Here is a 25247-nt window from a genome sequence, read left to right as displayed (position 1 = left end):
ACGAATGCAATTCCTCTCACTGACAGACACGGGCAGCGCAATACTGGCGCTTTTGGTGGTCGCAGGCATGTTCGTGATGTTCCTGCGCGAGGTCTACCCGACCGAGGTCGTGGCCATTGGTGGCGTCGCACTAATGCTGGTGACGGGCATTCTGCCGTATCAAAGCGCGCTGGCCGTGCTTTCGAACCCCGCGCCTTGGACGATTGCCGCGATGTTCATCATCATGGGGGCCTTGGTGCGGACCGGAGCGCTGGATGCATTCACCTCGACGGCCCAAAAGCAAGCGCAAGTGAACCCGCGCATAGCGATCGCCTTGCTGATGGCGTTCGTGGTGGTGGCATCGGCGGTGGTGTCAAACACGCCGGTGGTCGTAGTGATGATCCCGGTCTTTGTTCAAATCGCCCGAACGTTGAACGTGCCTGCCTCTAAGCTGCTGATCCCGCTCAGCTATGCCGCCATTCTGGGAGGCACACTGACTCTGATCGGGACCTCGACCAACCTGCTGGTGGACGGTGTGGCCCGGGCGCAGGGCATGCAAGCGTTTACGATTTTCGAAGTCACGCCGCTGGGTATCGTGCTGGTGATCTATGGCATGGTCTACCTGCGCTTCATCGCGCCGCGACTTTTGCCGGAACGGGACAGCATGGCCTCGATGCTGAGCGACCGGTCCAAGATGAAATTCTTTACCGAGGCCGTCATTCCCCCGGAAAGTAACCTGATTGGGCGTGAGGTCACCGGCGTGCAGCTGTTCAAGCGTCCCGGTGTGCGTCTGATCGACGTTCTGCGCGGTGACGACTCTTTGCGGCGCAACCTCAAAGGGGTGACGCTGAATGTCGGCGACCGAGTGGTTCTGCGCACCGAAATGACTGAGCTTTTGAGTCTGCAGAGCAACAAGGAGCTCAAGAGGGTTGATCAGCTTTCGGCTGTCGAGACCAAAACGGTCGAGGTTCTGATCACTCCGGGCTGTCGGATGGTAGGTCGAGCGCTGGGTACGATGCGTCTGCGCCGTCGTTATGGTGTCTATGTGCTGGCGGTGCATCGGCGGAACCAGAATATCGGTTTGCAGCTCGATGAACTTGTCGTGCGGGTGGGGGATACGCTGCTGCTCGAAGGGTCGCCCGCTGACATACAGAAGCTGGCCGCCGACATGGACATGGTGGATGTCACCCAACCCTCGGCGCGGGCCTTCCGCCGAAGCCATGCGCCAATTGCGATTGGCTCTCTGATCGGAATCGTGGTTATGGCGGCGCTAGGCGTCGCGCCGATCCTGCTGCTGTCCATCCTAGCCGTCGCTGCAGTCCTTCTGACGCGCTGCATCGACGCGGATGAAGCGTTTTCCTTTGTCGAGGGTCGCCTGCTGGCGTTGATCTTTGCCATGCTGGCCATTGGGGCCGCCTTGGACGCGTCAGGTGCGGTATCCCTGATTGTCGAAGCGGTCGCGCCGTCGCTGGGTGTTTTGCCGCCGTTCCTGATCATCTGGGCGGTGTATCTGCTGACCTCGGTTCTGACCGAGCTGGTCTCAAACAACGCGGTCGCCGTAGTTGTCACGCCGATTGCAATTGGTCTGGCGCAAGCCGTTGGGATGGACCCACGTCCCCTTGTGGTTGCTGTCATGGTCGCGGCCTCGGCCTCCTTCGCGACGCCAATCGGGTATCAGACAAATATGATGGTCTATGGCCCCGGCGGCTATCGGTTCACGGATTTCATGAAGGTGGGTATTCCGCTGAACCTGACCGTTGGGCTGTTGGCATCACTTCTCATTCCGCTGTTCTGGCCACTGTAAGATCGGCACTGACCCGCCGTCATTTCGCGGTGCCTCTTGCAAATCTTGGCCGATACACAAAGCTCTATGAATGTATTTTGCGACAAGAGGATTGGATCATGCCTGCAAAAGGAACCGCAATTGCCGCGATCGCCTGCGCGATGATGGCGAGCACTGGCTTTGCCGGAACAGTCGAAGGCTCGGCCAGCTATCGCGAAAGGATCGCCGTTCCGCCCGATGCAACCCTGTTTGTTGAGCTTCAGGATGTCTCGCTTGCCGACGCGCCAGCCGTGACGCTGGCGGCGCAGCGATACGCTCTGTCAGCCGTTCCCGCGCCCTTCAAGCTGAGCTATGACGACGCTCTGATCAAGGACGGGCACCGGTACTCTGTAAGGGCGACAATTACTCAAGGGCAAAAGCTGCTTTTCACGACGGACACGGTGTATCCGGTAATTTCAGATGAGGCGGGCAATTCCGTCGATCTGATGCTCGTGCAAGTTCAGGCGCAGGGGGCGACAATGCTGGAGAATTCGGACTGGATCGCCGCATCGCTAAACGGTGAGCCGATCGAAACGGAGAGACGGCCTGAGCTGATCTTTGGCCAAGGTGGCGCGTTCTCGGGCACCGGCGGATGCAATCGGTTCACCGGTCAGGCCGAAATCTCAGGCAACCGCATCGAGTTTCCGGACAATATGGCGGCCACACTCATGGCTTGCCCGCCACCCTTGGATGAGATCGAACGCGCCTTCCTGAAAACAATGCAGAGCGTCACTACCTTCGCCGTGCAGGGCGACGCGTTGGCCCTTTTGGATGAGGCGGGCGAACCCGTCATCAAACTGGTTCGCAAGCAGTGACGAATCAGGCCACAGCGCGGGATCGCCCTGCGTTGCGGCCTGAGAATATGCAGCCGCCAAGGAACGTGCCTTCAAGCGCGTTGTAGCCATGATAGCCCCCGCCGCCGAAACCGGCGACCTCGCCGGCGGCAAACAGGCCGGGCACCACTTGCCCGTCCTCTCCGATCATCTGACTGTCCAGATTGGTCTGCAAACCCCCAAGCGTCTTGCGGGTCAGCACGTGCAGCTTGACCGCAATCAACGGACCGTTTGAGGGATCGAGGAACTTGTGTGGCTTGGTCGTCCGGATCAGCTTGTCTCCGCGATAGTTGCGTGCCGCCAGAATCGCCATCATCTGAGCGTCTTTCGAGAACGGATTGTCGACCTGAGAGTCCCGCGCCTCGATCTGCGCCCTCAGATGGGCTTCATCAATCAGACCTCCACCCAGCTGGTTCATTCCGCTGACCAGCTCGGTCAGAGTGTTCGCGACGATGAAATCCTCGCCCTTTTCCTTGAACGCCTCAACGGGGGCTGTTGCTTTGCTGCCCGACAGGATGCGCTGGCGGATCACCTCTTTCCAACTGCCCGAGGTGAAATCGGGGTTCTGTTCTGAACCCGACAGAGCGAATTCCTTTTTGATGATCTTCTGGGTCAGAACGAACCAGCTATACTCGTGTCCTGTTTTCAGAATTTCGCGCAGCGTCCCTAGCGTGTCGAACCCCGGCAAGCAGGGCGGTTGCAAGCGGTTGCCCTTGGCATCGAACCACATCGAGCTTGGACCGGGCAGAATGCGAATTCCGTGTGCGGGCCAGATCGGATCCCAGTTTCGGACGCCTTCCGTATAATGCCACATGCGGTCGCCGTTGATCACATGGCCGCCCGCCTTTTCGCTGATCGGGATCATACGTCCGTCCACGTGAAACGGGACACCTGCGACCATGTCTTGCGGAGGTTCGCCCAGACGGTCGCGGGGCCAGTTCTTTCGGACCATCTCAAAATTCCCTCCGATCCCGCCCGAGGTGACGATGACCGAAGGGGCGTAATATTCAAACTCGCCCAGCTCTTCGCGGTTGGTCTTGGCGCCGCGCTGGGCTGTATCCTCGGCCAGAACTTCGCCCGAGACGCCTTTGGCGCAGCCGTTTTGCATGATGATGTGGCTGACCTGATGGCGGAACTTTAGCTGGATCAACCCCGCACTGACATGCTCTTTCACGCGGCGGATGAAATGTTCCAGCACGCCTGGGCCGGTGCCCCAAGTGATGTGAAACCGCGGCACCGAGTTGCCATGCCCGTCCGCGTAGGAGCCTCCACGCTCGGCCCAACCAACCACCGGAAACCAGCGCAGACCCATATCGTGCAGCCAAGGGCGCATTTCCCCTGCGGCGAATTCAACATAGGCTTCGGCCCATTTCCGGGGCCACAGATCGTCGTCGCGATCAAATTGCGCGCTGCCCATCCAATCCCGCAGGGCCAGGTCGTGGCTGTCTTTGATGCCCATCCTGCGCTGCTCGGGCGTGTCGACCATGAACAGGCCACCGAGGCTCCAGAACGCTTGGCCGCCCAGAAAGCTCTCGGGTTCCTGATCCACAACGATCACAGTCTTGCCCCGGTCGCCCAGCTCAGCCGCAGCCGCCAGCCCGGCCAGCCCGCATCCGACAACGATCGCATCTGCCGTGTTATTGGCCATGTCAGGTCCTTTCAGCGTTTGCGAAACCAAAGGAGGAAGGGGAACACAACGACATACATAGTGACGCCATAAACCGCCGAGGGCAAAGCCAGAGTGCTGAACCCGGTCTCGGTCCCCGTGATCAGCGCCGCCAAGGTCAGCCCAAGGGTCGAGTTCTGGATGCCGGTGTCAATCGAGATGCTTTTACACTCGGCCCAGGACAGGTTCGCCGCGCGTGAGACGCCCAAACCGATCAGAAGCAGGGCGATATTCAAAGACACCAACCCGGTGCCCATGATGCCAAGGTTCTCAATAAAGAGCTGCCAGTTCCCGGCCACGGCGGCGATGACGATCAGCAGGAACAGAGCGCCAGCCAGTTTGGACAACCCGCCCTCGATACGGTTTGCAAACCCCGTTGCAAACCTGCGGACCGTGATGCCGATGGCGACGGGCAGGGTCGTGATCAGGAACATGGCAACCGCCAGCCCAGTGATCGACACTTCGGGCGCGTCTTCGCCCATGAAATGCGCGATGGTCCATGCGGCTAGGATCGGCACAGTCAGGATCGACAGGATACTAATCACCGCTGTCAGGCTGACCGAAAGCGCCACATCGCCCCTGGCAAATTTCGTCAGGATGTTGCTGGTTACACCACCGGGACAAAAGCTGAGCAGCATGAAACCGACGGCAATCTCTGGCGTCAGGCCAAGTAGTTTGACGGTTGCAAACGCGGCGATTGGCAGCAGCACGACCTGACACAGCGCACCGATTGCAAACGGGTATTTGCGGGTAAGGACACGCCGGAAATCGGCGATCTCAAGCCCGATACCCAAAGACAGCATGATGATAGCCAGCGAAACAGGCAGGCCGACATTGATTAGAAAATCCAAGAACAACTCCTCCCAAAGTCGTTTCAATGCAGACTAAGCGAGGGGGAAACCGTCAGGCAACCGCGTCGTTAGGTCATCTATAGCGTTCTACAAACCGGCGCAGGATTTCGCCCGGCTGTGTGACGTCGGCGGCGTTGCAGATATCGATCAGGCGCTGGGCGTCCTCGGGCGGGAAATAGCCGTGATGCTTGTAGATGTTGATACGCTGTTCAAAGTCTTTGGCATCGGCCTCCGGATGGAACTGAGTGGCATAGACGTTCTGCCCCCAGCGGATCATCTGAAACGGGCAGGGGTCTGAGGCGACAAGATGCGCGCATCCATCGGGCAGCGTCTGGACGGCTTCTTTGTGGCCGACGAAGGCGTCGAACTTGGGCGTGAGGCCCGCAGTCAACGGATCAGTGGCACCGTCTTCGGTCAGGCGGCAGGCCGAGGGGCCGACCGGCTCGCCGAAACGGGTTTTGCTGACGTCGCCACCCAAATGCGCGGCCAGAACGCCTAAGCCATAGCAGCAGCCCATGAAGGGGTGATCCTGCGCGGTGATCTGAGGCATCAGCCCCATGACCGCGTTTTCGATCTTTTCGTCCAACTCGGATTTCGTCGCTGGATCGTCGCTGACGCAACCCGGACCTCCGCCAACGATGACACCTGCATAGTTGGTGACATTCAAGCCTTTGGGCAGGTCTTCGCAATCCAGCCTGATGCGGTGGGTTTGCTCGGGCGTCAGGCCGGTTTTGTCGAGGATCGAGGCATATTCGGCGTCGGATGCGTCAGCTTCGGGGCGCAATTGAAGGATCAGAAAGCGTTTCATAGTGGGGCTTTACCTGTCAAAGCGGCCAAAAGACAAGGATCGTGGGGATTGAGACCGCGATGATCAGGATCTCAAGCGGTAGACCCATGCGCCAATAGTCACCGAACCGATAGCCTCCGGGCCCCAGAACCAGCGTGTTGTTCTTGTGCCCGATCGGCGTGAGGAACGCGGCCGAGGCGGCAACGGCCACCGTCATCAGGAACGGATCGGGAGAGACCTCCAAAGTGCGGGCCATCTGGATGCCGACGGGGGCGGCGACAATGGCAGTGGCTGTGTTGTTCAGTACGTCCGACAGGGTCATCGTCACAACCATAAGAACGGTGAGGATGGCCCAGGCGGGCAGGCCATCGGTCAGCTGTATTAGGGCATTGGCGATCAATTCGGTGCCGCCTGAGGTTTCCAGCGCGCTGCCCAAAGGGATCATCGAGCCGAGCAGCACCACAACGGGCCATTCGATATGGTTGTAGATGTCACTGATCGGCATGATTTTGGTCAGGACATAGGCCACCACGACAAAACCCAGCGCGATGGGGAGGTAGATCAACCCAATGCTGGCCGCCAAAACCGCAGTGGCGAACAGACCGATGGCGAGCCAGGCTTTTTCGTTGGCCGTCACGTTCAGGCCCCGTTGCGCCAGTGGCAAACAACCCAGCCATTCCGTCACGTCGGCACCCCGATCGCGGGGGCAGAGCAGAAGCAGGATGTCGCCGGCCTCGACCTCGGTCTTGCGGACCTGTTCAGTGATGCGGCGACCCTGGCGCGAGATGCCCATCAGAACCGTACTTTGCCGCCACGCCAGACCCAACCCTTGCGCGGTTCGACCGGTGATGCGCGCGCTTTCCGTGGCGACAACTTCGATCACCTCAAGCCCGTCGCCTTCTGCGGTCAGCACCTCTTGCCGACGGGTGTCCGAGAAATCCAGCTTAAGCGCCGCGCGAAACTCATCCAGCGCTTCGGGCCGCGCTTCCAGCACCAGCGCGTCGCCTTCTTTCAGCGTGGCGTGGGCGGACCGGCCATAGCGCCGCTTGCCGTCGCGGATCAGGCCAATGATTGCCACATCGGACTTTTCGGCATCCTCGTACAGCTCGCTAACACGCTTGCCGATATGAGGCGACTCGGGGGGTAGGGTGAGTTCGGCGATGTATTCCGCCAGCGCCTCGGTTGCTTCGTCCTGCGCGCCTCGGTTCGGGATCAGCCGCCAGCCAATCAGCGACACGAACGCCAAACCGGCGATGGCCGCAATCCCGCCAACGGGGGCGAAGTCGAACATCTTGAACGGCTCGCCCAAGGTCTCGGCCCGGATCGAGGCGATGATGATGTTTGGCGGTGTCCCGATCAGGGTCGCCATGCCACCCAGGATCGTCGCAAAGCTGAGCGGCATGAGCGTCAGCCCCACCGCGCGCCCCGCTTTGCGCGCGGTCTGTATGTCGACCGGCATCAGGAGGGCTAGTGCAGCGACGTTGTTCATAAAAGCCGACAGAACCGCGCCGATTCCGCCCATCAGTGCAATATGGGCGCCAAGTCCACGCGAGGCATCCACAAGAGTGCGCGTGATCAGGAATACGGCCCCGGATCGGACCAGCCCAGCCGAAACTACCAGCACCAAGGCAACGATGATTGTTGCAGGATGCCCGAACCCGGCAAAGGCGTTGTCGACTGGTACAACGCCCAGCGTGACCCCGATCATCAGGGCGGCGAAGGCCACAAGGTCATACCGGAAACGTCCCCACAGAAGCATTCCAAAGACTGTAATGAAAAGCGCAAACAGAATGATTTGATCGGTCGTCATGCGGCCACCTTACCCTCAGATGGGCGTCCCGCAAGCCGCTCTCTTGATCCTTTGCCCCGCAAACGTCTATATGAGCGCCGAATACGCTAACATGATGACGAGGACGCACCATGGCAGGCCACTCCAAATGGGCCAATATCCAGCACCGCAAGGGACGTCAGGACGCCGCGCGGTCCAAACTGTTTTCCAAACTGTCGAAAGAGATCACCGTGGCCGCCAAGATGGGCGACCCTGATCCCGACAAAAACCCGCGCCTGCGTCTGGCGGTGAAAGAGGCCAAGTCGAACTCGGTCCCCAAGGACGTGATCGACCGCGCGATCAAGAAATCGGTTGCGGGCGAAGGCGACGAATACGAAGAAATCCGGTACGAGGGCTACGGCCCCAACGGTGTGGCTGTGATCGTCGAGACCATGACGGACAACCGCAACCGGACGGCCTCGACCGTGCGTTCGACCTTTTCCAAGAATGGTGGAAACCTGGGCGAAACCGGCTCGGTCGGGTTCATGTTCGACCGCAAGGGTGAGGTGGTCTATCAGGCGGATGCAGGTGACGCGGATACTATCTTTGAAGCCGCGATCGAGGCAGGTGCCGAGGACGTCGAAAGTTCGGAAGATGGTCACATCATCTGGTGCGCCGATACCGATCTGAACGACGTATCGAATGCGCTGGAAGAGGCGTTAGGCGAATCCGAATCCACCAAGCTGGTCTGGAAACCCACCACGACCACTGAGCTGGGTCTGGAAGACATGCAGAAGCTGATGAAGCTGGTCGATGCGCTGGAAGATGACGATGACGTTCAGCGCGTGACAACCAACTTTGAAGCGACCGATGAGGTCATGGCGCAGCTCTGATTGCACTCGACAACTGGTATCGAAAAGCCCGGCCCGTTTGGTCGGGCTTTTGTTTTTTCAGCTTCCGAAGTGTTGCTTGGCTGATCAGGCTCAAGCGATTACTCTTTGAAATGTGGGCGAGAAAACAAAAAGGCTGGCTTTGATGCCAGAGTGATACATGGCGCGTGACCCGTCAGATCTGGCAAAACGCAATGTCCCGGTTCTCGCCGGGCAGAGCATTCTGTCTCAGGTCGCTTGGACGCTAGGAAGCCCGTCGGTGGTTTTGCCGTTTCTGGCAGTCTCATTCGAGTTGCCGATGTTCATCGCGGGGGCGTTGGTCTCGGTACGCATGGTCGGCAGCATGATCGCAGATTTCTTTCTGGCGCGTTCGATTGCCGCGCGGCCCGAGAAGAAACGCGGGATTGCGATGACCGAGATTGCAATCGGAACCTGCCTTTTGGTCGCCATGGGGGTAGCCGCCACAGGCATCGTGCCGCTGATCGCCATTGCCTTCATCGCAGTCTTTTTCCTGATCGGGCTTATCGATGAGGTGCAGAACCTCATGTTAACCGATCTACTGGGCGATCATGTGCATTCGAAATCCCGAATGATGATGCAATATTTGCAACTGGGGGCCGGAGGGCTGGGTGCCATAGGGTTGGCGCTTTTGTTGCATGAGTTGACCAAGGACAATCCGCCATTTTCGCGCCACTCGGTCGTCATCGCGGTGTCCGCCACGTTCTTTCTACTATCTGCCCTGTCGATCCTTGCGATGTTTGAGATCCGCAAGACCAACAGTTCAGAATCCAATGAAGCCAAACACTTGGGCCTGTCTTTGAAAGCCAATATCAAGTCCATCTTCAGCATGTTCGAACATGCTTGGTTTCGCCGCTACCTGGTCATGCGCATGCCGCTTGTCGTGGTGTCCTTGTCCGTGCCGTTTTTCGCTCTGATTGCGGCCGAGGCGCATCATAGCTCGGCCAAGGGGCTGACCGCGATGATTGTGTCTTCGGCGTCTGGCTATCTGGTCTCGGCCCCGCTGTGGCAGCTGTTAAACATGAAATCCCATCGTACCGTCATGGTCGCAGGGACTTTGATGGTGGCGATCACGGGGATCGTCCTTTTGGCGTTTCACTATCTGGGCATCGACCACGAAGTTCACCTGCATGCGATTGCCCTGTTCATCGCAACGGTTGCCGTCACGGGGATCAGCAGCGCGCGCAAGCTCTACTTTCTGGATGTCGCCCCGAAAGAGCAGCGGGTTCAGGCCTCTGCCGCGATCAAGAGCATTGCGCGCCTGACCGCTGTTGCCATGTCAGCCGCATTGGCAGCGGTCGCGCATATGCATGAGGTTTCGCTGGCGGTTGCGTTCATTGTGCTGTGCAGTCTGGTCGCAACCGCTGCCTGTTACATGGTCGTCTTGCCCAAGCCAGCGACACCTGATTTGCAGGGCAGCTGAAGTCGCCAGCGGTCCAATCAGAAGAACGACGAAATCTCGCCCAGAGGTTTCTTCAGCTTGGCAACGGAGGGGACAGTCGCGGCCTCTGATGGGTGACCAACGGCGATAATCATTGTGGGCTTTTCCGATGTCGGCCGTCCCAGCGCGTCATTCAGGAACTTCATAGGGTTCGGCGTGTGTGTCAGTGTCGAAAGCCCGGCGTGATGAAGGGCAGCCAACAGAAAGCCCGTTGCGATATTGACGCTTTCCGGGACGTAGTAGTTTTTGTAACGCGTGCCATCCTCGAACTCACCCCAGCGCTGGGCGAAAACCACGATCAGCCAAGGCGCAATGGTCAGGTGTTCTTTGACCGCGTTGGTCCCGATGGGTTCTAGCGCTTTGATCCACTCATCCCCTGCGCCGCCAGCATAGAAACGACGTTCTTCTTCCTCGGCCTCTTCACGGATGCGTTGTTTCAAAGCCGGGTCAGCGATGGCCGTAAAATGCCATGGCTGGTGGTTGGCGCCGGACGGAGCGGTGCCTGCGGTTCGTAAGCAGGTCTCGATAACTTCGCGATCAACGGAGCGGTCAATGAAATCTCGAACGGTATGGCGCTGGCGCATTTTTTCGTGGAATGCCTGCGCGGCCTGCTGCATCTCGGCATCGCTCATCTCGCTTCGGTCGGGCAACGGGATCGGATCATAGCTGAGCGCATCGCGTGAGAACATTGTCTTACTCCGGATTTTTGCTGTTTATCTGGCGGTCGGCATCCGGGATCAAGGCCTTTGCAGCGGCTTGTTTTTCAGCTTTGGTCAAGGGGGTCAGGGCAGATGACAACACGCGCCCAATCTGCCAATTGAGGGGCACGTCCAAAGGCGCATCGGGCGCGACTTCGCAAAGCCTTCCGTCCCGCAACGCTTCGCGTACCAAGGGCTCGGGATTCATGCCCCAACCCAATCCTGCAATAGCGGCGTCGACAAACCCATGGGAGGAAGGGACGAAATGCGAAGGTGGCGAAAGTCGCTGCCCGGTTTGATTGGATATCCAGACCCGCTGAAGGCTGTCCTTGCGGTTGAATACAAGGCAGGGCGCTTTTGCCAGCGACCGCGCGGACAATCCCTCACTGAACCAGTGCGTGGTGAACTCCGGGCTTGCCGTCGCGAGATACCGCATCGCGCCAAGGGCATGTGTATCACATCCAGTGACCGGTTGCCCTCCGACGGTGATTGCGGCGCTAACCTCGCCCCGGCGCAGCCAGTCTGCCGAATGCTCCTGATCGTCGATCACCAGATCGAACAACAGGCCCCGCACCTGCGTCATCACATCGATGAACCACGCGGCCAGAACATCGGCCGGAAGGGCGATGCGCACCCGCGCGGGACGGGGGCCGTTCTCGAGGGTCAGTTCGCGTGCAAGCTGGGACTCCAGCAGCCCGATATCCTCGGCATGTTTGGCAATCCGCAGCCCTGCAGGCGTGGCGGTGCAGGGGGAGCCGCGATTGATCAGGCTGGTACCGATGCGATCCTCCAACGCTTTGATCCGCTGGGATATTGCCGAGGGCGTGACGGACAGTTCTGAGGCGGCGGCATCAAAGCTGCCGTGCCGCAGAATCGCGGCCAGCGCGTTCAGGTGATGTGGATCGATCAGCATTAGTCAGACTTAATCTTGTTCAGTATCTTTAATTTGATAGGCCGAGGCGAAGTCGCTAGTCAAACCTTCAAACGACAGGAGGTTTCATGTCCGCCCCCCTCATCGCTGGTTTTGTCCTGAGCTTCAGTCTGATTCTGGCCATTGGTGCACAGAACGCGTTCATCCTACGGCAGGGTCTGCGGCGCGAGCATGTGTTTATCCTGTGCCTGACTTGCGCTGTTTCGGATGCGATCCTAATTACCGCCGGGATCGCCGGGTTTGGCACTCTGGCACAGGCCGCGCCGTGGTTTGAGACGGTGATGCGCTATGGCGGCGCTGCGTTTCTGACATGGTACGGATTGCGCAGCCTGTGGTCAGCCTGGCAGGGCGGGGCGGCGATGGAACTGGGCGAGAGCCAACGCACAAGCCTGCGCTCGGCGATGCTGACCGTTCTGGCCTTCACCTGGCTGAATCCGCACGTTTATCTGGATACTGTGGTGCTGATCGGCTCGATCTCGGCCCAGTATGAGGACCGGTTCAGCTTTGCCATTGGGGCCGTGACCTCAAGCTTTGTTTTCTTCTTCACGCTGGGATACGGAGCCAGGATACTATCGCCGTTTTTCGCACGCCCACGCGCATGGCAGGTGCTGGACGCGCTGATTGGGATTGTGATGCTCGGAATTGCGTGGAAGTTACTTGTCATGTGAAGGGTTGTTCTGCCGGTGAATTCGGTGTTCAACCGGGACCATGACAACAGCTTCCGCCCCTTCGCGCCCCGTTGTGGGGATGTTTTGGATGTTCGCCGCGGGTCTGGCCTTTGTGGTGATGACAGCGCTGGTGAAATCGCTCGGCTCGACCATGGACCCGATTCAGGCCGCGTTTTTGCGCTACGTCCTTGGGTTGGTGTTTCTGTTGCCTGCTCTGCGGTCGATCCTGGCAACACGGTTGAGCAAGCGCGATCTCTCACTATTCGGGCTAAGAGGGGTCATTCACGGAGTTGCCGTCATGCTGTGGTTCTACGCGATGACCCGCATTCCTTTGGCCGAGGTGACGGCCATGAACTACATGACCCCGGTCTATGTCACCCTTGGCGCGGCCCTGTTTCTGGGTGAGAAGCTGGCCTTTCGCCGATTGGCCGCCATTCTGGTCGCCCTGATTGGCGTGCTGATCATTCTGCGCCCCGGATTTCGCGAGGTCTCTAGCGGGCATCTCGCCATGCTGGGAACGGCGTTGACGCTGGGTGGGTCCTACCTGCTGGCCAAACTGCTGGTGCGGGATATCCCGCCCTCGGTCGTGGTGGCCCATCTTTCGATCTGGGTAACGCTGGCCTTGATCCCCTTTGCGATTGCAGTCTGGTCGCCGCCTACTCTGCGGGACATCGGGGTGCTGTTTCTGGTCGCAAGCTTTGCAACGGCAGGGCATTACTTCATGACATTGGCGCTGCAGGCCGCGCCGGTTGCGGTGACGCAGCCGGTCACCTTCCTGCAGCTGATCTGGGCCACGATTGTCGGAGCCTTGGTGTTCCACGAAAGCGTTGACATCTGGGTCGTGGCTGGCGGTACGCTGATCCTGACCGCCGTCAGCTTTATTTCCTGGCGTGAGGCGATGCTGAACAAGCGCGATGTGACACCATCGGCTTTTGCACCCAAAGCATGAAAACATCCGTCCGAAAACGAGATTGATTGACGAGTCAATAAAAAGCGCCTAGCGTCGTCGGGAAATCCTGTTGCCCAGGGGGACGCGATGCCAAAAGTCGGAATGGAGCCTATACGCCGTGATGCGATCGTACGTGCGACGATTGCCGAATTGGGCGTGCAGAAATCTCTGGACGTGACCGTCAGCCAGATCGCCAAACGCGCAGGCATGTCCAGCGCGCTGGCGCACCATTATTTTGGCGGTAAGGATCAGATCTTTCTGGCCGCCATGCGGCAAATCCTGACGGATTTCGGCAAGGAAGCCCGGACCGAGCTGGCCGCCGCAGCCCCGGACCAACGGGCGCAAGCCATCATCCGCGCATGTTTCGCGCATTCGTGTTTCACCCCGGACGTGATTGCGGCGTGGATGACCTTCTATGTCCTTGCGCAAACCAATGACGACGCGCTGCGGCTGTGGAAGGTCTATCAGGCGCGCATCCGCTCGAACCTGATCCATGCGTTGCGCCCGCAAATTGCCGAACCGGTCAACGCGGCCGAGACCATGATTGCCTTGATCGACGGGCTGTATATCCACTCGGCGCTGAGCGCCCCGGAGGAGCCTCAGCTGGCTGCCAATCACGCTTTGCGCGTCCTGAATACTCTGCTCGAGGGCGAAAAATGACAAAACCAAACATTCTGATCCTGATGGTGGATCAGCTGAACGGCACCTTGTTTCCAGATGGTCCGGCCGACTGGTTGCACGCGCCGAACCTGAAGAAACTGGCCGAACGCTCGACTCGTTTTGCCAATACTTACACGGCCTCACCGCTTTGCGCGCCGGGACGGGCGAGCTTCATGTCGGGTCAGTTGCCTTCACGCACAGGGGTTTACGACAACGCGGCCGAGTTTGGCAGTGACATCCCGACCTATGCTCACCACCTGCGCCGCGCAGGTTACTACACCTGTCTGTCGGGCAAGATGCATTTTGTCGGGCCAGACCAGTTGCACGGGTTCGAAGACCGCCTGACCACCGATATCTACCCCGCCGACTTTGGCTGGATTCCGGATTACCGCAAACCGGGTGAGCGGATCGACTGGTGGTATCACAACATGGGGTCCGTCACCGGCGCGGGCGTGGCCGAAATCTCGAACCAGATGGAGTATGACGACGAGGTCGCTTACCACGCCAAGGCCAAGCTCTATGATCTGGCGCGCGGCAAGGACGACCGTCCGTGGGCTATGACCGTCAGCTTCACGCATCCTCATGACCCCTATGTCGCGCGCCGTAAATACTGGGATCTTTATGAGGATTGCGAACATCTGCTGCCCGAGATCGCTGATCTTGGCTATGACAATCAGGACCCGCATTCCAAGCGTATTTTCGACGCCAACGACTGGCGCAGCTTCGACATCACAGAAGAAGATATCCGCAAGTCCCGCCGCGCGTATTTCGCCAATATCTCGTACCTGGACGACAAGATCGGCGAGATCCTCGAAGTGCTGGAGACGACACGCCAAGAGGCGATCATCATGTTTGTCTCGGACCATGGCGACATGCTGGGCGAACGCGGGTTGTGGTTCAAGATGACGTTCTTCGAGGGCTCCTCGCGCGTGCCACTGATGATCTCCGCCCCGGATTTACCTACGGGCCTGATCGAAACACCTGTGTCGACCATCGACGTGACCCCGACTCTGGGCTCTTTGGCCGGTGTTGATATGGCCGAGATTGCCTCATGGACGGATGGCGAAGACCTCGTGCCTCTGGCCAAAGGTGCAGAACGGACAGCGCCCGTGGCGATGGAATACGCGGCCGAGGCCTCCTATGCGCCGCTGGTCTCGTTGCGCTATGGCAAATGGAAATACAATCGTTGCGCGCTGGACCCTGATCAGCTGTTTGATCTTGAGGCCGACCCACATGAACAGAACAACCTCGCCGATGATCCCGCGCACTCTGGGACCTTGCAAACGCTGCGTGCGAAGTCTGAGGCGCGCTGGGACCTGGACCGGTTTGATGCGGATGTCCGCGCCAGCCAGGCGCGCCGCTGGGTTGTCTACGAGGCGTTGCGGCAGGGTGGGTACTACCCGTGGGACTACCAGCCGCTGCAAAAGGCATCCGAGCGCTACATGCGCAACCACATGGACTTGAATATCGTCGAGGAAAGCCAGCGGTTCCCGCGCGGCGAGTGACCTCTTCTTCTTTTTGAAAATACGCCCGCCGGAGGCAGAGCAGGTTTCGCAACCTCTCACGGCGGATCTATGGAGACGTGAAATGGAAGCAGATTTTGTCATTGTGGGTGCTGGCTCTGCCGGCTGTGCGATGGCCTATCGCCTGAGCGAGGCCGGGGCCTCGGTTCTGGTGATTGAACATGGTGGCACGGATGCCGGGCCCTTCATTCAGATGCCCGCGGCGCTGAGTTACCCGATGAATATGTCGCTTTATGATTGGGGATTCAGCTCGGAACCCGAACCCAACATGAACAACCGCCGGATGGCGTGCCCGCGCGGAAAGGTGATTGGTGGGTCGTCGTCGATCAACGGGATGGTCTATGTGCGCGGCCACGCGCGGGATTTTGATACTTGGGCCGATATGGGTGCGGATGGGTGGTCCTATGCGGATGTGCTGCCTTACTACAAACGCATGGAAAACTGGCATGATGGCGGCCATGGCGGTGACCCGGAATGGCGCGGCAAGGATGGTCCGCTGCATGTGTCACGCGGTCCGCGCAAAAACCCTCTGTTCCAGGCCTTCGTCGATGCAGGTCAGCAAGCGGGCTATGAAGTCACGGGCGACTATAACGGCGAGAAGCAGGAGGGTTTTGGCCCGATGGAGCAGACCGTCTGGAAAGGACGGCGCTGGTCAGCTGCAAATGCTTATCTGCGACCTGCTCTGAAACGTCCCAACTGCGACCTTGTCAAAGGTTTGGCGTCGCGCGTTGTGATGGAAGAGGGTCGCGCTGTTGGTGTAGAACTGGTGCGTGGCGGCAAGAAAGAGGTCGTTCGTGCCCGGCGTGAGGTTATTCTGGCCGCTTCGTCGATCAATTCGCCCAAACTGCTGATGCTCTCGGGGATCGGTTCGGCATCACATCTGGCAGAGCACGGCATTGACGTGATCGCCGACCGCCCCGGCGTGGGTGCGAACCTGCAGGACCATCTGGAGTTGTATATCCAGCAGGCCTCGTTGCAGCCGATCACGCTGTACAAGCACTGGAACCTGTTCAGCAAAGGTCTGATTGGCGCGCAGTGGCTGTTCACCAAAACCGGTCTTGGGGCCTCGAACCAATTCGAGAGCGCGGCCTTCATCCGGTCGAACCCGGGTGTGGAATACCCCGACATCCAGTACCACTTCCTGCCGATCGCAGTGCGCTACGACGGTCAGGCCGCAGCCGAGGGGCATGGGTTCCAGGCGCATGTAGGGCCGATGCGGTCTCCGTCGCGTGGGGCTGTGACTTTGCGGTCGAACAAGGCTGAAGACGCGCCGGTGATCCGGTTCAACTACATGAGCCACGAAAAAGATTGGGAAGACTTCCGCAAATGTATCCGCCTCACCCGTGAGATTTTTGGTCAGGACGCCTTCAAACCTTATGCGGGCAAAGAGATCCAGCCCGGCGCTTCGGTGCAGACGGATGAGGAGCTGAATGCCTTCATCGCAGAGCATGCCGAGAGCGCCTATCACCCCTGTGGCACCTGCCGGATGGGGCGCGCGGATGACAAGAACGCCGTGGTCGACCCCGAAGGTCGTGTCATCGGTGTGGATGGTTTGCGCGTGGCGGACAGCTCGATCTTCCCGCAGATCACCAATGGTAACCTCAACGCGCCGTCGATTATGGTGGGTGAGAAGATGTCGGACCACGTGCTGGGCAAGGATGCGCTGCCGAAGGCCAATGACCGCCCGTGGATTCACCCGCAATGGGAGGTGGCGCAGCGCTGATTTGATCCGCGTCAAAGTGGGGTGGGGCGACATCCGATAAACCTGAATCGCAACGACATTTATTCAGGAGCGAACAGGAATGTCCCACACCCCGCATGAACTGGCCGAAGAGTTTCCGGACAAAGTTGAGGTGATGAGCCAGCTCAAGCAGACGGACGCTCATTTTGCGCGGCTGGCTGATGAGTATCACGAAATCAACCGCCGCGTTCACCGCGCAGAAACCAATATCGAGCCGGTTGAAGAACTGGCCGAGGGCGAGATGCGCAAGAAACGCGCCGCGCTCAAGGATGAGATCTGGGCGATCGTGTCCAAGGCTTAACGCCAAGAGCGGGGGCTCTGCCCCCGCACCCCCTGGATATTTTTGACCAGATGAAGATCAAGTGACCTCGTAGGGCAGTGTGCCTCGGGTATGCGTGTCGATGGCCAAGCGCCGTTCCAGTGGCGGAACTGACCGCTGGTGGCAATTTGCACGCTCGCAGATGCGACAGGAAATGCCGATCGGTTCATAGGCGCTGGCGTTGTTGATATCCAGATTGTCTGCATAGACTAGGGCTTCGGCGTGGCGGGTTTCGCAGCCAAGTGCAATGGCATAGCGACGCACCGGCGCACCGAATGAGCCACCGGGTTTTGAGACATCCCTTGCCAGCGAGATATAGCGGACACCATCGGGTGTTTCCGCCAGTTGCCGCAGGAAATGCCCCGGTGTTTCAAAGGCGCGGTGGACGTTCCACAACGGGCAGGCACCGCCAAAGCGGGCAAATTGCAGCCGCGTGGCCGAGTGGCGCTTGGTAATCGTTCCGGCCTGATCCACGCGGACGAAGAAGAACGGGATGCCTTTTGCGCCGGGCCGCTGCAACGTGGACAAGCGGTGCGCGACTTGTTCGATTGAGGCTCCAAAGCGGTTGCTCAGCATCTCCAGATCATGCCGGTCCTCTTGGGCGGCAGCCAGAAACGCGCTGTAGGGCATCAGGGACGCGCCGGCGAAGTAGTTGGCAAGGCCGATTTTGGCGATGGCGCGAGCCTCTTCACTCTGGAATTTGGCGAAATCGAGCGTGGCCTCTAACAGCTTGTCTTGACTGATTAGAGCAACCTGAAGCAGCAGCTGAAAGACCTGCGTTTGCGGCGCGGCGCGTGAAGATAGGCGCAGGGTTCTGCTTTCCTTGTCGTAGCTACGCAGCGGGTTTATGTCTGAGAAGATCACTTGAATGCCGCGCTCTTCCAAACTTTGCAGCGCGGCCTGACGGATGCCGCCCGGGCCGTCGGCGCGTTTTGCGAACAGCTCGGCTGCGCGGTCAACCGCGTCGATATAGTTGTCGCAATAGTGGAAGAAGTCGCGAACTTCCTCCCATGGGCTGGCTTGGGTGCGGGAGTCTTCGCGGCCTAGTGCTTCGTCTAGTGAGGCGAGGCGTTCGTGGGTTTGGCGATAACTTCGGTGTAACTCGATAAAGGCGCGGGCAAGGGCTGGGGCGTTTGAGGCGGTCAGGCGCAGATCAGCCAGAGGGGGGATGTCGTCGGCAAAGACCGGATCGGCCAGCGCCTCACGCATATCCGAGACCAGTCGTTCGCTGTCGCCCGTACTCAGTTCGGTCACATCCATGCCGAATTCCTGCGCCAAAGCCAGAACAACCGTGGTCGAGATCGGCCGGTTGTTGTTTTCCATCTGGTTCAGGTAGGGCAGGGAAACACCCAGTTTTGTGGCAAATTCCTTCTGGGTCAGTGTTAGGCGCGTGCGCATTTCGCGCAATTTAGCGCCGGCATAGAGTTTTTGGGTGGCCATGGGCGTGCCTTTGCAACTTTTCTATTTCGGCACGTTAGCTTTGCAAACCCCCCTTGAGCAAGGCGTCTTAGAGGCCCAATTGTCGTTCGCGCCAAATGACCGAGCAGATCGCTGCGATGGCAAGGATCGCCGTGACCAGCATGAGCCAGAGCAGAGGCATTGCGCCTGTTTCGACGGTCAGTAGCGCCCCTGCCAGTGCGCTCAGGCCTGCTCCTCCGCCCAGCATGATTGCGCCGCTGAGGCCCGAGGCGGTGGCGGCCAGATGTGGTCGAACGGACAGGGCACCGGATGTTGCGTTTGGGATCGTCATCCCATTGCCCAATCCGACGAACGTCATGAAGCCGAAAAAGCTGAGCGCTGTTCCGAAGCCTGTCAGGAACAAAGCGGCAGACAGGGCGACGCCGGCGGCGTTCAGCCAGGTTCCCCAAAGTACCATGCGGTTGATGCCGAACCTGACCGAATACCGCCCGCTGAAGAAGTTGCCCAGAAAATAGCCCAATGCAGGCGCGCCAAAATAAATCCCGACTTCGGCGGCGCTCATCCCGAAGACTTCGGTTCCGATGAAGGGCGCTCCGCCCAGATAGGCAAAGAACGCGCCCGACGAGCAGGCCGAGGACAGCGAATAGCCCCAGAACCGAGGAGACATCAGCAGCTCGGGGTATTCCCGAAATTGCTGTAGCAGGGTTTTGCCGCTTTTGGCTGAAGTTTCCCCGAAATCGACATAGGTCAGGGCAAGGGTTAGGGCGCCCAAAGCGAAGGGCAGCCAGAAATTCGCTTTCCAGCCAAAGCTCTCTTCCAGCAACCCGCCTATGGCCGGGCCAATCATCGGGACAACAGCCATTCCCATGGTGACATAGCCGATCATCGAGGCCGCCTGATCCTGATCATACATGTCCCGAACCGCGGCCCGACTGAGGACCATCCCGACCACCACGACCGCCTGACACATGCGGAAAAGTAGGAACACCTCGACCGTCGGTGCGTAGATGCAGCCGAGTGTCGCCAGTAGAAAGAGTGCCAGTCCCCAAAGCAGAACCGGGCGTCGTCCCGCCTTGTCTGCAATTGGTCCGATGATGATCTGCAGGACCGCGTTTACCAGCAGGTAAAGGGCGATCGACAGTTGCATGACCTTGTAATGCGTGTCGAAATGCAGGGCCATGTTCGGCAGGCTTGGCAGGAATAGATTCATGCTCAACGCCGATAGTCCCGAGAGAAGAACCAAAGTGCCGATTGTGGGTGGTGTGCGATAAGCCGACGACGTTCTGAACTGCATGGTTTGCTTGTATAGCTGTTGGGTGGGCAAAGGCCAGACGCTTGATGCTGCTGGTAAAAATTCGCAAATTTACAGTTTGAGCAAACGAGATTTTCAAAACTTTGCAAATTTGCCGAAAATATCTTTGGCTGAAGGGTCGCCCGCTGTAGGGTCCGGTCAGATTTCACAGGGGACTATCGCCATGAAAGACATCCTTTCCGAGCTTGAAGAACGCCGCAACGCGGCCCGTCTGGGTGGTGGGCAAAAACGGATCGACGCGCAGCATGGGCGGGGCAAGCTGACCGCGCGCGAGCGGATCGAGCTGCTGCTGGACGAAGGCAGTTTTGAAGAATTCGACATGTTCGTCAGCCATCGTTGCACCGAATTCGGGATGGAAAAACAAAAGCCTGCCGGGGATGGTGTGGTCACCGGCTGGGGCACGATCAATGGCCGTATGGTCTATGTATTTAGCCAGGATTTCACTGTGTTTGGTGGCTCTCTGTCCGAGACCCATGCGCAGAAGATCTGCAAGATCATGGATATGGCCGTTCAGAACGGCGCGCCGATCATTGGGATCAACGACTCGGGTGGTGCGCGAATCCAGGAAGGCGTTGCCTCGCTTGCCGGATATGCCGAAGTGTTCCAGCGCAACATTACCGCATCGGGCGTGGTGCCTCAGATCAGCGTGATCATGGGCCCCTGTGCGGGTGGTGCGGTATACAGCCCGGCGATGACAGACTTTATCTTCATGGTGAAGGACTCGTCTTACATGTTCGTCACCGGTCCGGACGTGGTGAAGACCGTCACGAATGAGGTCGTCACAGCTGAGGAACTGGGTGGAGCTTCTACGCATACCAAAAAGTCCTCGGTGGCGGATGGCGCTTTTGAAAACGATGTCGAAGCTTTGGCCGAGGTGCGCCGGCTGGTCGACTTCCTGCCGCTCAACAACCAGGAAAAACCTCCGGTTCGGCCTTTCTTTGACGATCCCAACCGTGTCGAAACCTCATTGGATACATTGGTTCCGGACAACCCGAACACACCGTATGACATGAAGGAACTGATCACGAAGATTGCGGATGAAGGCGATTTCTACGAGATTCAGGAAGACTTCGCCAAGAATATCGTCACTGGCTTCATCCGGCTTGAAGGGCAGACTGTTGGTGTCGTGGCCAACCAGCCCATGGTTCTGGCTGGATGTCTGGATATCGACAGCTCTCGCAAGGCGGCGCGGTTTGTGCGCTTTTGTGACTGTTTTGAGATCCCTATTCTGACGCTTGTGGACGTTCCCGGCTTCTTGCCCGGAACGCAGCAGGAATATAGCGGCGTGATCAAGCATGGTGCCAAGCTGCTTTATGCGTACGGCGAAGCGACTGTGCCAAAGGTGACTGTGATTACCCGTAAGGCTTATGGTGGTGCTTATGTTGTGATGGCCTCGAAGCACCTGCGTGGCGATTTCAACTATGCGTGGCCCACGGCTGAGATCGCGGTGATGGGTGCGAAAGGCGCGACCGAGATTATCCACCGTGCTGACCTCAGCGACGCTGAGAAGACCGCGCAGCACGTTGCCGACTACGAAGACCGTTTCGCCAACCCATTCGTGGCGGCTGAACGCGGCTTTGTGGATGAGGTGATCATGCCGCAATCAACGCGCCGTCGTGTCTCACGGGCTTTTGCCAGCTTGCGCGGCAAGCAGTTGAAAAACCCGTGGAAAAAGCACGACAACATCCCTCTCTGAGCGTGCGGGGTGGGGCGGCCCACCCCAATCCGCTGAAAATTGCGGTACTCCTCCGCAATTTGCCCGAAATCAAGGCAGAATTGACAACGAGCGAAAAATCGTCGAATGATCCGATCCGTCAGACATAGAACCGCGCGGGCACATAGCACTGCGCGCGCGATCCCGGAAGGAGGAGCCTGCCGCTGGCGGGTCCGGGGTCGCGCCTTGGGTCTGATGTTTAGCATCCTATCTCTGCCAAGCATTTCAGTGGGCGAAACCTCTCTGCCCGTACCCTCAGGCCAACCTGTGCATCTGAGCGACGTTTTGTTGGACAACAACCCCGGTGAGCTGTGGGTGCGGTTCCGGTTCATCGCCCCGAAGATCGGCGCGACGGTTGGGCGGATCGGCTATGACGTGGCCTCGAACGATATGGAGCATCTGTGCCAGACGCTGGCGGTTGCCTATGTCGCCCAACATGATTTGGACCCGGCCCTGGTGGTGATTTCACTGTCCGACCGTCCGATCCAATTCGGCGATGCCGCCCCCGATGCAACTCAGTTTTTCGAAGCCTACCGGCTGGAGCAGTCCCGGTGTATCTGGGAGGGGCTCTGACCATGATCTGTCGTCATGAAAGCAGAGCATCTCAGACAACGGATGCGGCTTTGGAGGTGCGCGCTATGACTTTTCCCCCTTTCGGGTGCGAATTCTTATTCCCGATGACAGCAGTCAACGAGGTGCCAGGATGTTGAAGCATCGGGGTTTTCCGGGCCGTCTGCCAGGGACGGATTTTCAATTCACTATCCGCCGTGCCAACCCTAAGGGCGTGACGCCGATCACCCGGCGTGAGCGGTTCCGCGACCGCAAACCTGCGGACCGTCGCGCAGATACCGCCTTTATGGAGGCGCTTTGGCAGAACTTCGGGGATCAGCCCTTTGAACGCGGCAATCTGGATGCAGGGCGGCTGAGCTGGCTGATTGAGCGTGAGGTCGTGCCAGCCGAAGATCCCTTCGACCCGGCTAGCTATGATGCGTTGTTGGTCATTGATCTGGAAGCGGCACGTGCGTCTTTTCCCGAAGTTTTCGGGGTGGGCTGAGCGGTGATCCACCCTGTGCCTCATATCCTTGCCCGCATGGGTAAAACCCTGCCCGAAGACGGGCAGGGCGGGTATATGGCGTCAGAAGTTCAGCTGCGCGGCGACCTGAACCCGGCTGCCGTCGAAGGTGTCACCGGTTGTTGCGTCGTTGCGCTCACCATAGATGTACTCGGCGCTCAGCGTCAGGCTGTCGGTCGCCTGATAGAAGGCGTTGACGTGGATTGTCTCCAACTCGGTGAAGTTGAGGGATCCGCTGCCGTCCGAGAAGCTGTTGGTCGCCAGATCATAGTCTTCCCGACCATAGGCGATGCCGACATTCCATTTCGCACCCAGATCCTGACGGAGCTCAATCGTGTAGCCGTCAACGTCATTGGCCTGGCCGTTGACGATGGCGTTGCCAAGGCCGATCAGGTAGGGGCCGATCGCTTGACCAGTCACGTAGTTGACCTGGAACAGACCGCCCTCCCATGGGCGAACCGATCCCGAAAGGGTCACGCCCCACTGGTCCACTTCGGTGGCACCATCGCTGGTTTCGGCTTTACCGTAGAGGCCCGAGATACGCGCGACGTAAGTACCGTCATTGTATTCAGCCGCCGCGGTCAAAACCGGGTCGTTCGAGTTGGAGCCGCTGACGTTTTCCTCGAGCGACACGCTGAACTCAGTGTTCGCGCCGAAGCTGTTCGTGTACCGGATTTGCGGCTGACGGGCGAAGGCGATGCCAACCGGGCCGTTGAATTCAACCGACGTAGGGTAGGTGTCCAGTGGCTGGAAGTTTGTCTAGTACTGACCGATCAGCCAATTGTCACCAATGGTGATGTTGGCATGACGCAGACGCAGTTCGGCCGTGCCGTTGGAGGCAAACAGGTCCAGCTCCAACTGACCGCCGATGTCACCCAGGGCACTGGGCGTGCTGGTGCGCAGGCCGATGCGCGACTGGCGTACGGTGCTGCCGAAGGTTCCGCTGGTTGCGGTCGAAGGCTCGCCGATGACGTTCACGAACGCGGTGTCGCCCTGGTCGAAGTCGAAATCATAAAAGAAGTCGGCTTTGATGTAGCCGTAAAGGTCCAGGCTGGTGTTCCCAAGGCGGAAATCGCCATTCGCCGGACCGGCGCTGGAAGCCTCGAGCGCTTCGACCCGAGCCCGCAGAGCATCAAGCTCGGCCTGGGTTTGAGCGTCCTGAGCAAAGGCAAGCGTGCTGGTCACACTAAACGCAGTGGCAGCAAGCAGGATTGCCTTTTTTCTCTTTGTAAACATGTGGGTGTTTCCTTGTTTGCAAGTGTGCGTGGCCAAAGTTCCACGCGCCCAGCGATCAGGGAAATCACGAAAGAGGGACGGAAAACGCGTTTTTGCTCAAGTATTTGTGCTGAAAACAAGCTCGTGATTCACAGTAGGGTGAACAGATCGGTTAACCCACGGCATGTGCGCAAAAATAATCTGCGAACAGGTGTGAATGCCCGTGATGCTGCAGGCGCAGAAATCAAGGTAGCGGCAGAGAAATGTAACGAAACTGTGACGGTTTGGGCGGCTTCAACCTGGCAAAACCATACAAGTCTTTTCGGCATAAATTTGCGCGGAGTTTCGCCTGTTGGGCAGATTCTGGCCGGAATCTTAGCTGGAAACAATAACTTGTTTGCAGACAAGATTGTGCAGTGCATCTTGATCCAGCCGTGCGACACTACTTTGCCTGCGTCGCACATGCACCTACTATTCCGTACCCCTTCCTTGCGCGGGCAGGCTTGTGTTCCCCACATCGTCCTGTCCGCGTTTTTCTTTGCACAAAAAGCTGGCCTGAATGGGCATAAACCTGCGCAAAACGCAGATTTTACCTCGTTGTTATTGAATAACGGTACCGAGTTCCTGCATCTGCCTTTAAGAGCAATACAAAAAACCACGAGGCAGACATCATGCGTATTTCAAAAGTGTTCCTTGCACTGGCAACCTGTGCGGGCCTCTCGGCCTGCGGCGATACTCTCGGCGAACAGGCCATCCTGGGCGGCGGCGCGGGCGCTGTCGGGGCAGCCGTTCTCAGTGCCGATCCGTTGGTCGGTGCGGCCGTCGGGGCCGCAGGCAACGTGCTGTACTGTAAGACGCAGAACACCTGTAACTAACGCGAATTTTCGGGGCGCAAGCCGCCCCGTACGTCGTCACGCATTGCGCCGACGTGGGGATGCTCTCCCTGCGGCGGCTTTTTGCGTTTCCAGAAC

Annotated in this window: 24 protein-coding genes; 14 read left to right on the top strand and 10 right to left on the bottom strand. The window is 58.9% G+C overall.

Features of this window, described 5'->3' with window-relative positions; translation table 11 throughout:
* Positions 1 to 4 precede the first annotated feature (4 nt).
* Positions 5 to 1783 (top strand): SLC13 family permease, encoded by a 1779-nt coding sequence (locus ACOERD_RS19320; RefSeq protein WP_419740098.1) that lies wholly within the window; start codon positions 5 to 7, stop codon positions 1781 to 1783.
* 98 nt (positions 1784 to 1881) lie between these two features.
* The gene (locus ACOERD_RS19315; protein ID WP_419740097.1) at positions 1882 to 2616 is read left to right on the top strand and encodes a YbaY family lipoprotein; all 735 of its coding nucleotides are present in this window, start codon (positions 1882 to 1884) and stop codon (positions 2614 to 2616) included.
* A 4-nt stretch (positions 2617 to 2620) separates the two neighbouring features.
* Here the strand turns inward: ACOERD_RS19315 and ACOERD_RS19310 are convergent, their stop codons facing one another.
* The 4 genes from ACOERD_RS19310 to ACOERD_RS19295 form a co-directional block, all read right to left on the bottom strand.
* Complete coding sequence (locus ACOERD_RS19310; RefSeq protein WP_419740096.1) at positions 2621 to 4282, bottom strand: FAD-binding dehydrogenase; 1662 nt, start codon at positions 4280 to 4282, stop codon at positions 2621 to 2623.
* A gap of 11 nt (positions 4283 to 4293) precedes the next feature.
* On the bottom strand, positions 4294 to 5151 hold the full coding sequence (locus tag ACOERD_RS19305; protein ID WP_419740095.1) for a bile acid:sodium symporter family protein: 858 nt from the start codon (positions 5149 to 5151) through the stop codon (positions 4294 to 4296).
* A gap of 73 nt (positions 5152 to 5224) precedes the next feature.
* Positions 5225 to 5959 (bottom strand): glutamine amidotransferase, encoded by a 735-nt coding sequence (locus ACOERD_RS19300; protein ID WP_419740094.1) that lies wholly within the window; start codon positions 5957 to 5959, stop codon positions 5225 to 5227.
* A 16-nt stretch (positions 5960 to 5975) separates the two neighbouring features.
* Positions 5976 to 7748 (bottom strand): SLC13 family permease, encoded by a 1773-nt coding sequence (locus tag ACOERD_RS19295; protein WP_419740093.1) that lies wholly within the window; start codon positions 7746 to 7748, stop codon positions 5976 to 5978.
* Between the two features lie 110 nt (positions 7749 to 7858).
* Between ACOERD_RS19295 and ACOERD_RS19290 the strand changes: the two genes are divergently transcribed.
* Complete coding sequence (locus ACOERD_RS19290; protein WP_170352472.1) at positions 7859 to 8599, top strand: YebC/PmpR family DNA-binding transcriptional regulator; 741 nt, start codon at positions 7859 to 7861, stop codon at positions 8597 to 8599.
* A gap of 157 nt (positions 8600 to 8756) precedes the next feature.
* Positions 8757 to 10037: an MFS transporter gene (locus tag ACOERD_RS19285; protein WP_419740092.1), complete on the top strand. Its 1281-nt coding sequence runs from the start codon at positions 8757 to 8759 to the stop codon at positions 10035 to 10037.
* Positions 10038 to 10054: 17 nt separating this feature from the next.
* On the opposite strand, the gene ACOERD_RS19280 is transcribed toward ACOERD_RS19285, so the two are convergent.
* Both ACOERD_RS19280 and ACOERD_RS19275 read right to left on the bottom strand, forming a co-directional pair.
* Positions 10055 to 10744, bottom strand: a complete 690-nt coding sequence (locus ACOERD_RS19280; RefSeq protein WP_419740091.1) for a nitroreductase family protein — start codon at positions 10742 to 10744, stop codon at positions 10055 to 10057.
* A gap of 4 nt (positions 10745 to 10748) precedes the next feature.
* Positions 10749 to 11666, bottom strand: a complete 918-nt coding sequence (locus ACOERD_RS19275) for an ArgP/LysG family DNA-binding transcriptional regulator (RefSeq protein ID WP_419740090.1) — start codon at positions 11664 to 11666, stop codon at positions 10749 to 10751.
* Positions 11667 to 11752: 86 nt separating this feature from the next.
* Here ACOERD_RS19275 and ACOERD_RS19270 point away from each other — a divergent pair, with 86 nt between their 5' ends.
* From ACOERD_RS19270 to ACOERD_RS19245, 6 genes are all read left to right on the top strand, one after another.
* Positions 11753 to 12352 (top strand): LysE/ArgO family amino acid transporter, encoded by a 600-nt coding sequence (locus tag ACOERD_RS19270; RefSeq protein WP_170378011.1) that lies wholly within the window; start codon positions 11753 to 11755, stop codon positions 12350 to 12352.
* A gap of 79 nt (positions 12353 to 12431) precedes the next feature.
* Positions 12432 to 13301: a DMT family transporter gene (locus ACOERD_RS19265; protein WP_371812059.1), complete on the top strand. Its 870-nt coding sequence runs from the start codon at positions 12432 to 12434 to the stop codon at positions 13299 to 13301.
* Between the two features lie 87 nt (positions 13302 to 13388).
* Positions 13389 to 13961 carry a choline-responsive transcriptional repressor BetI gene (gene betI / locus ACOERD_RS19260; protein WP_170462042.1) on the top strand — a complete coding sequence of 191 codons (573 nt, stop codon included), beginning with the start codon at positions 13389 to 13391 and terminating at the stop codon, positions 13959 to 13961.
* Positions 13958 to 15466, top strand: a complete 1509-nt coding sequence (gene betC / locus ACOERD_RS19255) for a choline-sulfatase (RefSeq protein ID WP_419740089.1) — start codon at positions 13958 to 13960, stop codon at positions 15464 to 15466. The genes betI and betC overlap by 4 nt, the downstream gene beginning before the upstream one ends.
* Positions 15467 to 15548: 82 nt before the next feature.
* Complete coding sequence (gene betA / locus ACOERD_RS19250) at positions 15549 to 17207, top strand: choline dehydrogenase (protein ID WP_419740088.1); 1659 nt, start codon at positions 15549 to 15551, stop codon at positions 17205 to 17207.
* Positions 17208 to 17286: 79 nt separating this feature from the next.
* On the top strand, positions 17287 to 17526 hold the full coding sequence (locus tag ACOERD_RS19245; RefSeq protein WP_170378021.1) for a YdcH family protein: 240 nt from the start codon (positions 17287 to 17289) through the stop codon (positions 17524 to 17526).
* Positions 17527 to 17583: 57 nt separating this feature from the next.
* Here ACOERD_RS19245 and ACOERD_RS19240 read toward each other — a convergent pair whose 3' ends face one another.
* A complete protein-coding gene (locus ACOERD_RS19240) occupies positions 17584 to 18984 on the bottom strand; it encodes a helix-turn-helix domain-containing protein (RefSeq protein WP_170378023.1) in 1401 nt (466 codons plus the stop codon).
* Between the two features lie 67 nt (positions 18985 to 19051).
* Positions 19052 to 20257 (bottom strand): multidrug effflux MFS transporter, encoded by a 1206-nt coding sequence (locus ACOERD_RS19235; protein WP_419740087.1) that lies wholly within the window; start codon positions 20255 to 20257, stop codon positions 19052 to 19054.
* Between the two features lie 181 nt (positions 20258 to 20438).
* On the opposite strand from ACOERD_RS19235, the gene ACOERD_RS19230 reads away from it, so the two are divergent.
* From ACOERD_RS19230 to ACOERD_RS19220, 3 genes are all read left to right on the top strand, one after another.
* Entirely contained in the window at positions 20439 to 21971 is a 1533-nt protein-coding gene (locus tag ACOERD_RS19230) for an acyl-CoA carboxylase subunit beta (protein ID WP_170378028.1), read from the top strand.
* A 105-nt stretch (positions 21972 to 22076) separates the two neighbouring features.
* Complete coding sequence (locus ACOERD_RS19225; RefSeq protein ID WP_419740086.1) at positions 22077 to 22562, top strand: DUF6497 family protein; 486 nt, start codon at positions 22077 to 22079, stop codon at positions 22560 to 22562.
* A gap of 130 nt (positions 22563 to 22692) precedes the next feature.
* Positions 22693 to 23043 (top strand): hypothetical protein, encoded by a 351-nt coding sequence (locus tag ACOERD_RS19220; RefSeq protein ID WP_419740085.1) that lies wholly within the window; start codon positions 22693 to 22695, stop codon positions 23041 to 23043.
* Between the two features lie 81 nt (positions 23044 to 23124).
* Here ACOERD_RS19220 and ACOERD_RS19215 read toward each other — a convergent pair whose 3' ends face one another.
* Complete coding sequence (locus ACOERD_RS19215; RefSeq protein WP_419740084.1) at positions 23125 to 23694, bottom strand: hypothetical protein; 570 nt, start codon at positions 23692 to 23694, stop codon at positions 23125 to 23127.
* Positions 23695 to 23820: 126 nt separating this feature from the next.
* Entirely contained in the window at positions 23821 to 24297 is a 477-nt protein-coding gene (locus tag ACOERD_RS19210) for a DcaP family trimeric outer membrane transporter (protein WP_419740083.1), read from the bottom strand.
* Positions 24298 to 24947: 650 nt separating this feature from the next.
* Here ACOERD_RS19210 and ACOERD_RS19205 point away from each other — a divergent pair.
* A complete protein-coding gene (locus tag ACOERD_RS19205; RefSeq protein ID WP_170554505.1) occupies positions 24948 to 25151 on the top strand; it encodes a hypothetical protein in 204 nt (67 codons plus the stop codon).
* Positions 25152 to 25247 lie beyond the last annotated feature (96 nt).

Source organism: Ruegeria sp., assembly GCF_965199275.1.
Taxonomy (GTDB): Bacteria; Pseudomonadota; Alphaproteobacteria; order Rhodobacterales; family Rhodobacteraceae; genus Ruegeria.
Note: the sequence above shows the minus strand (reverse complement) of the source record. Positions and strands in the feature narration are given on the sequence as shown.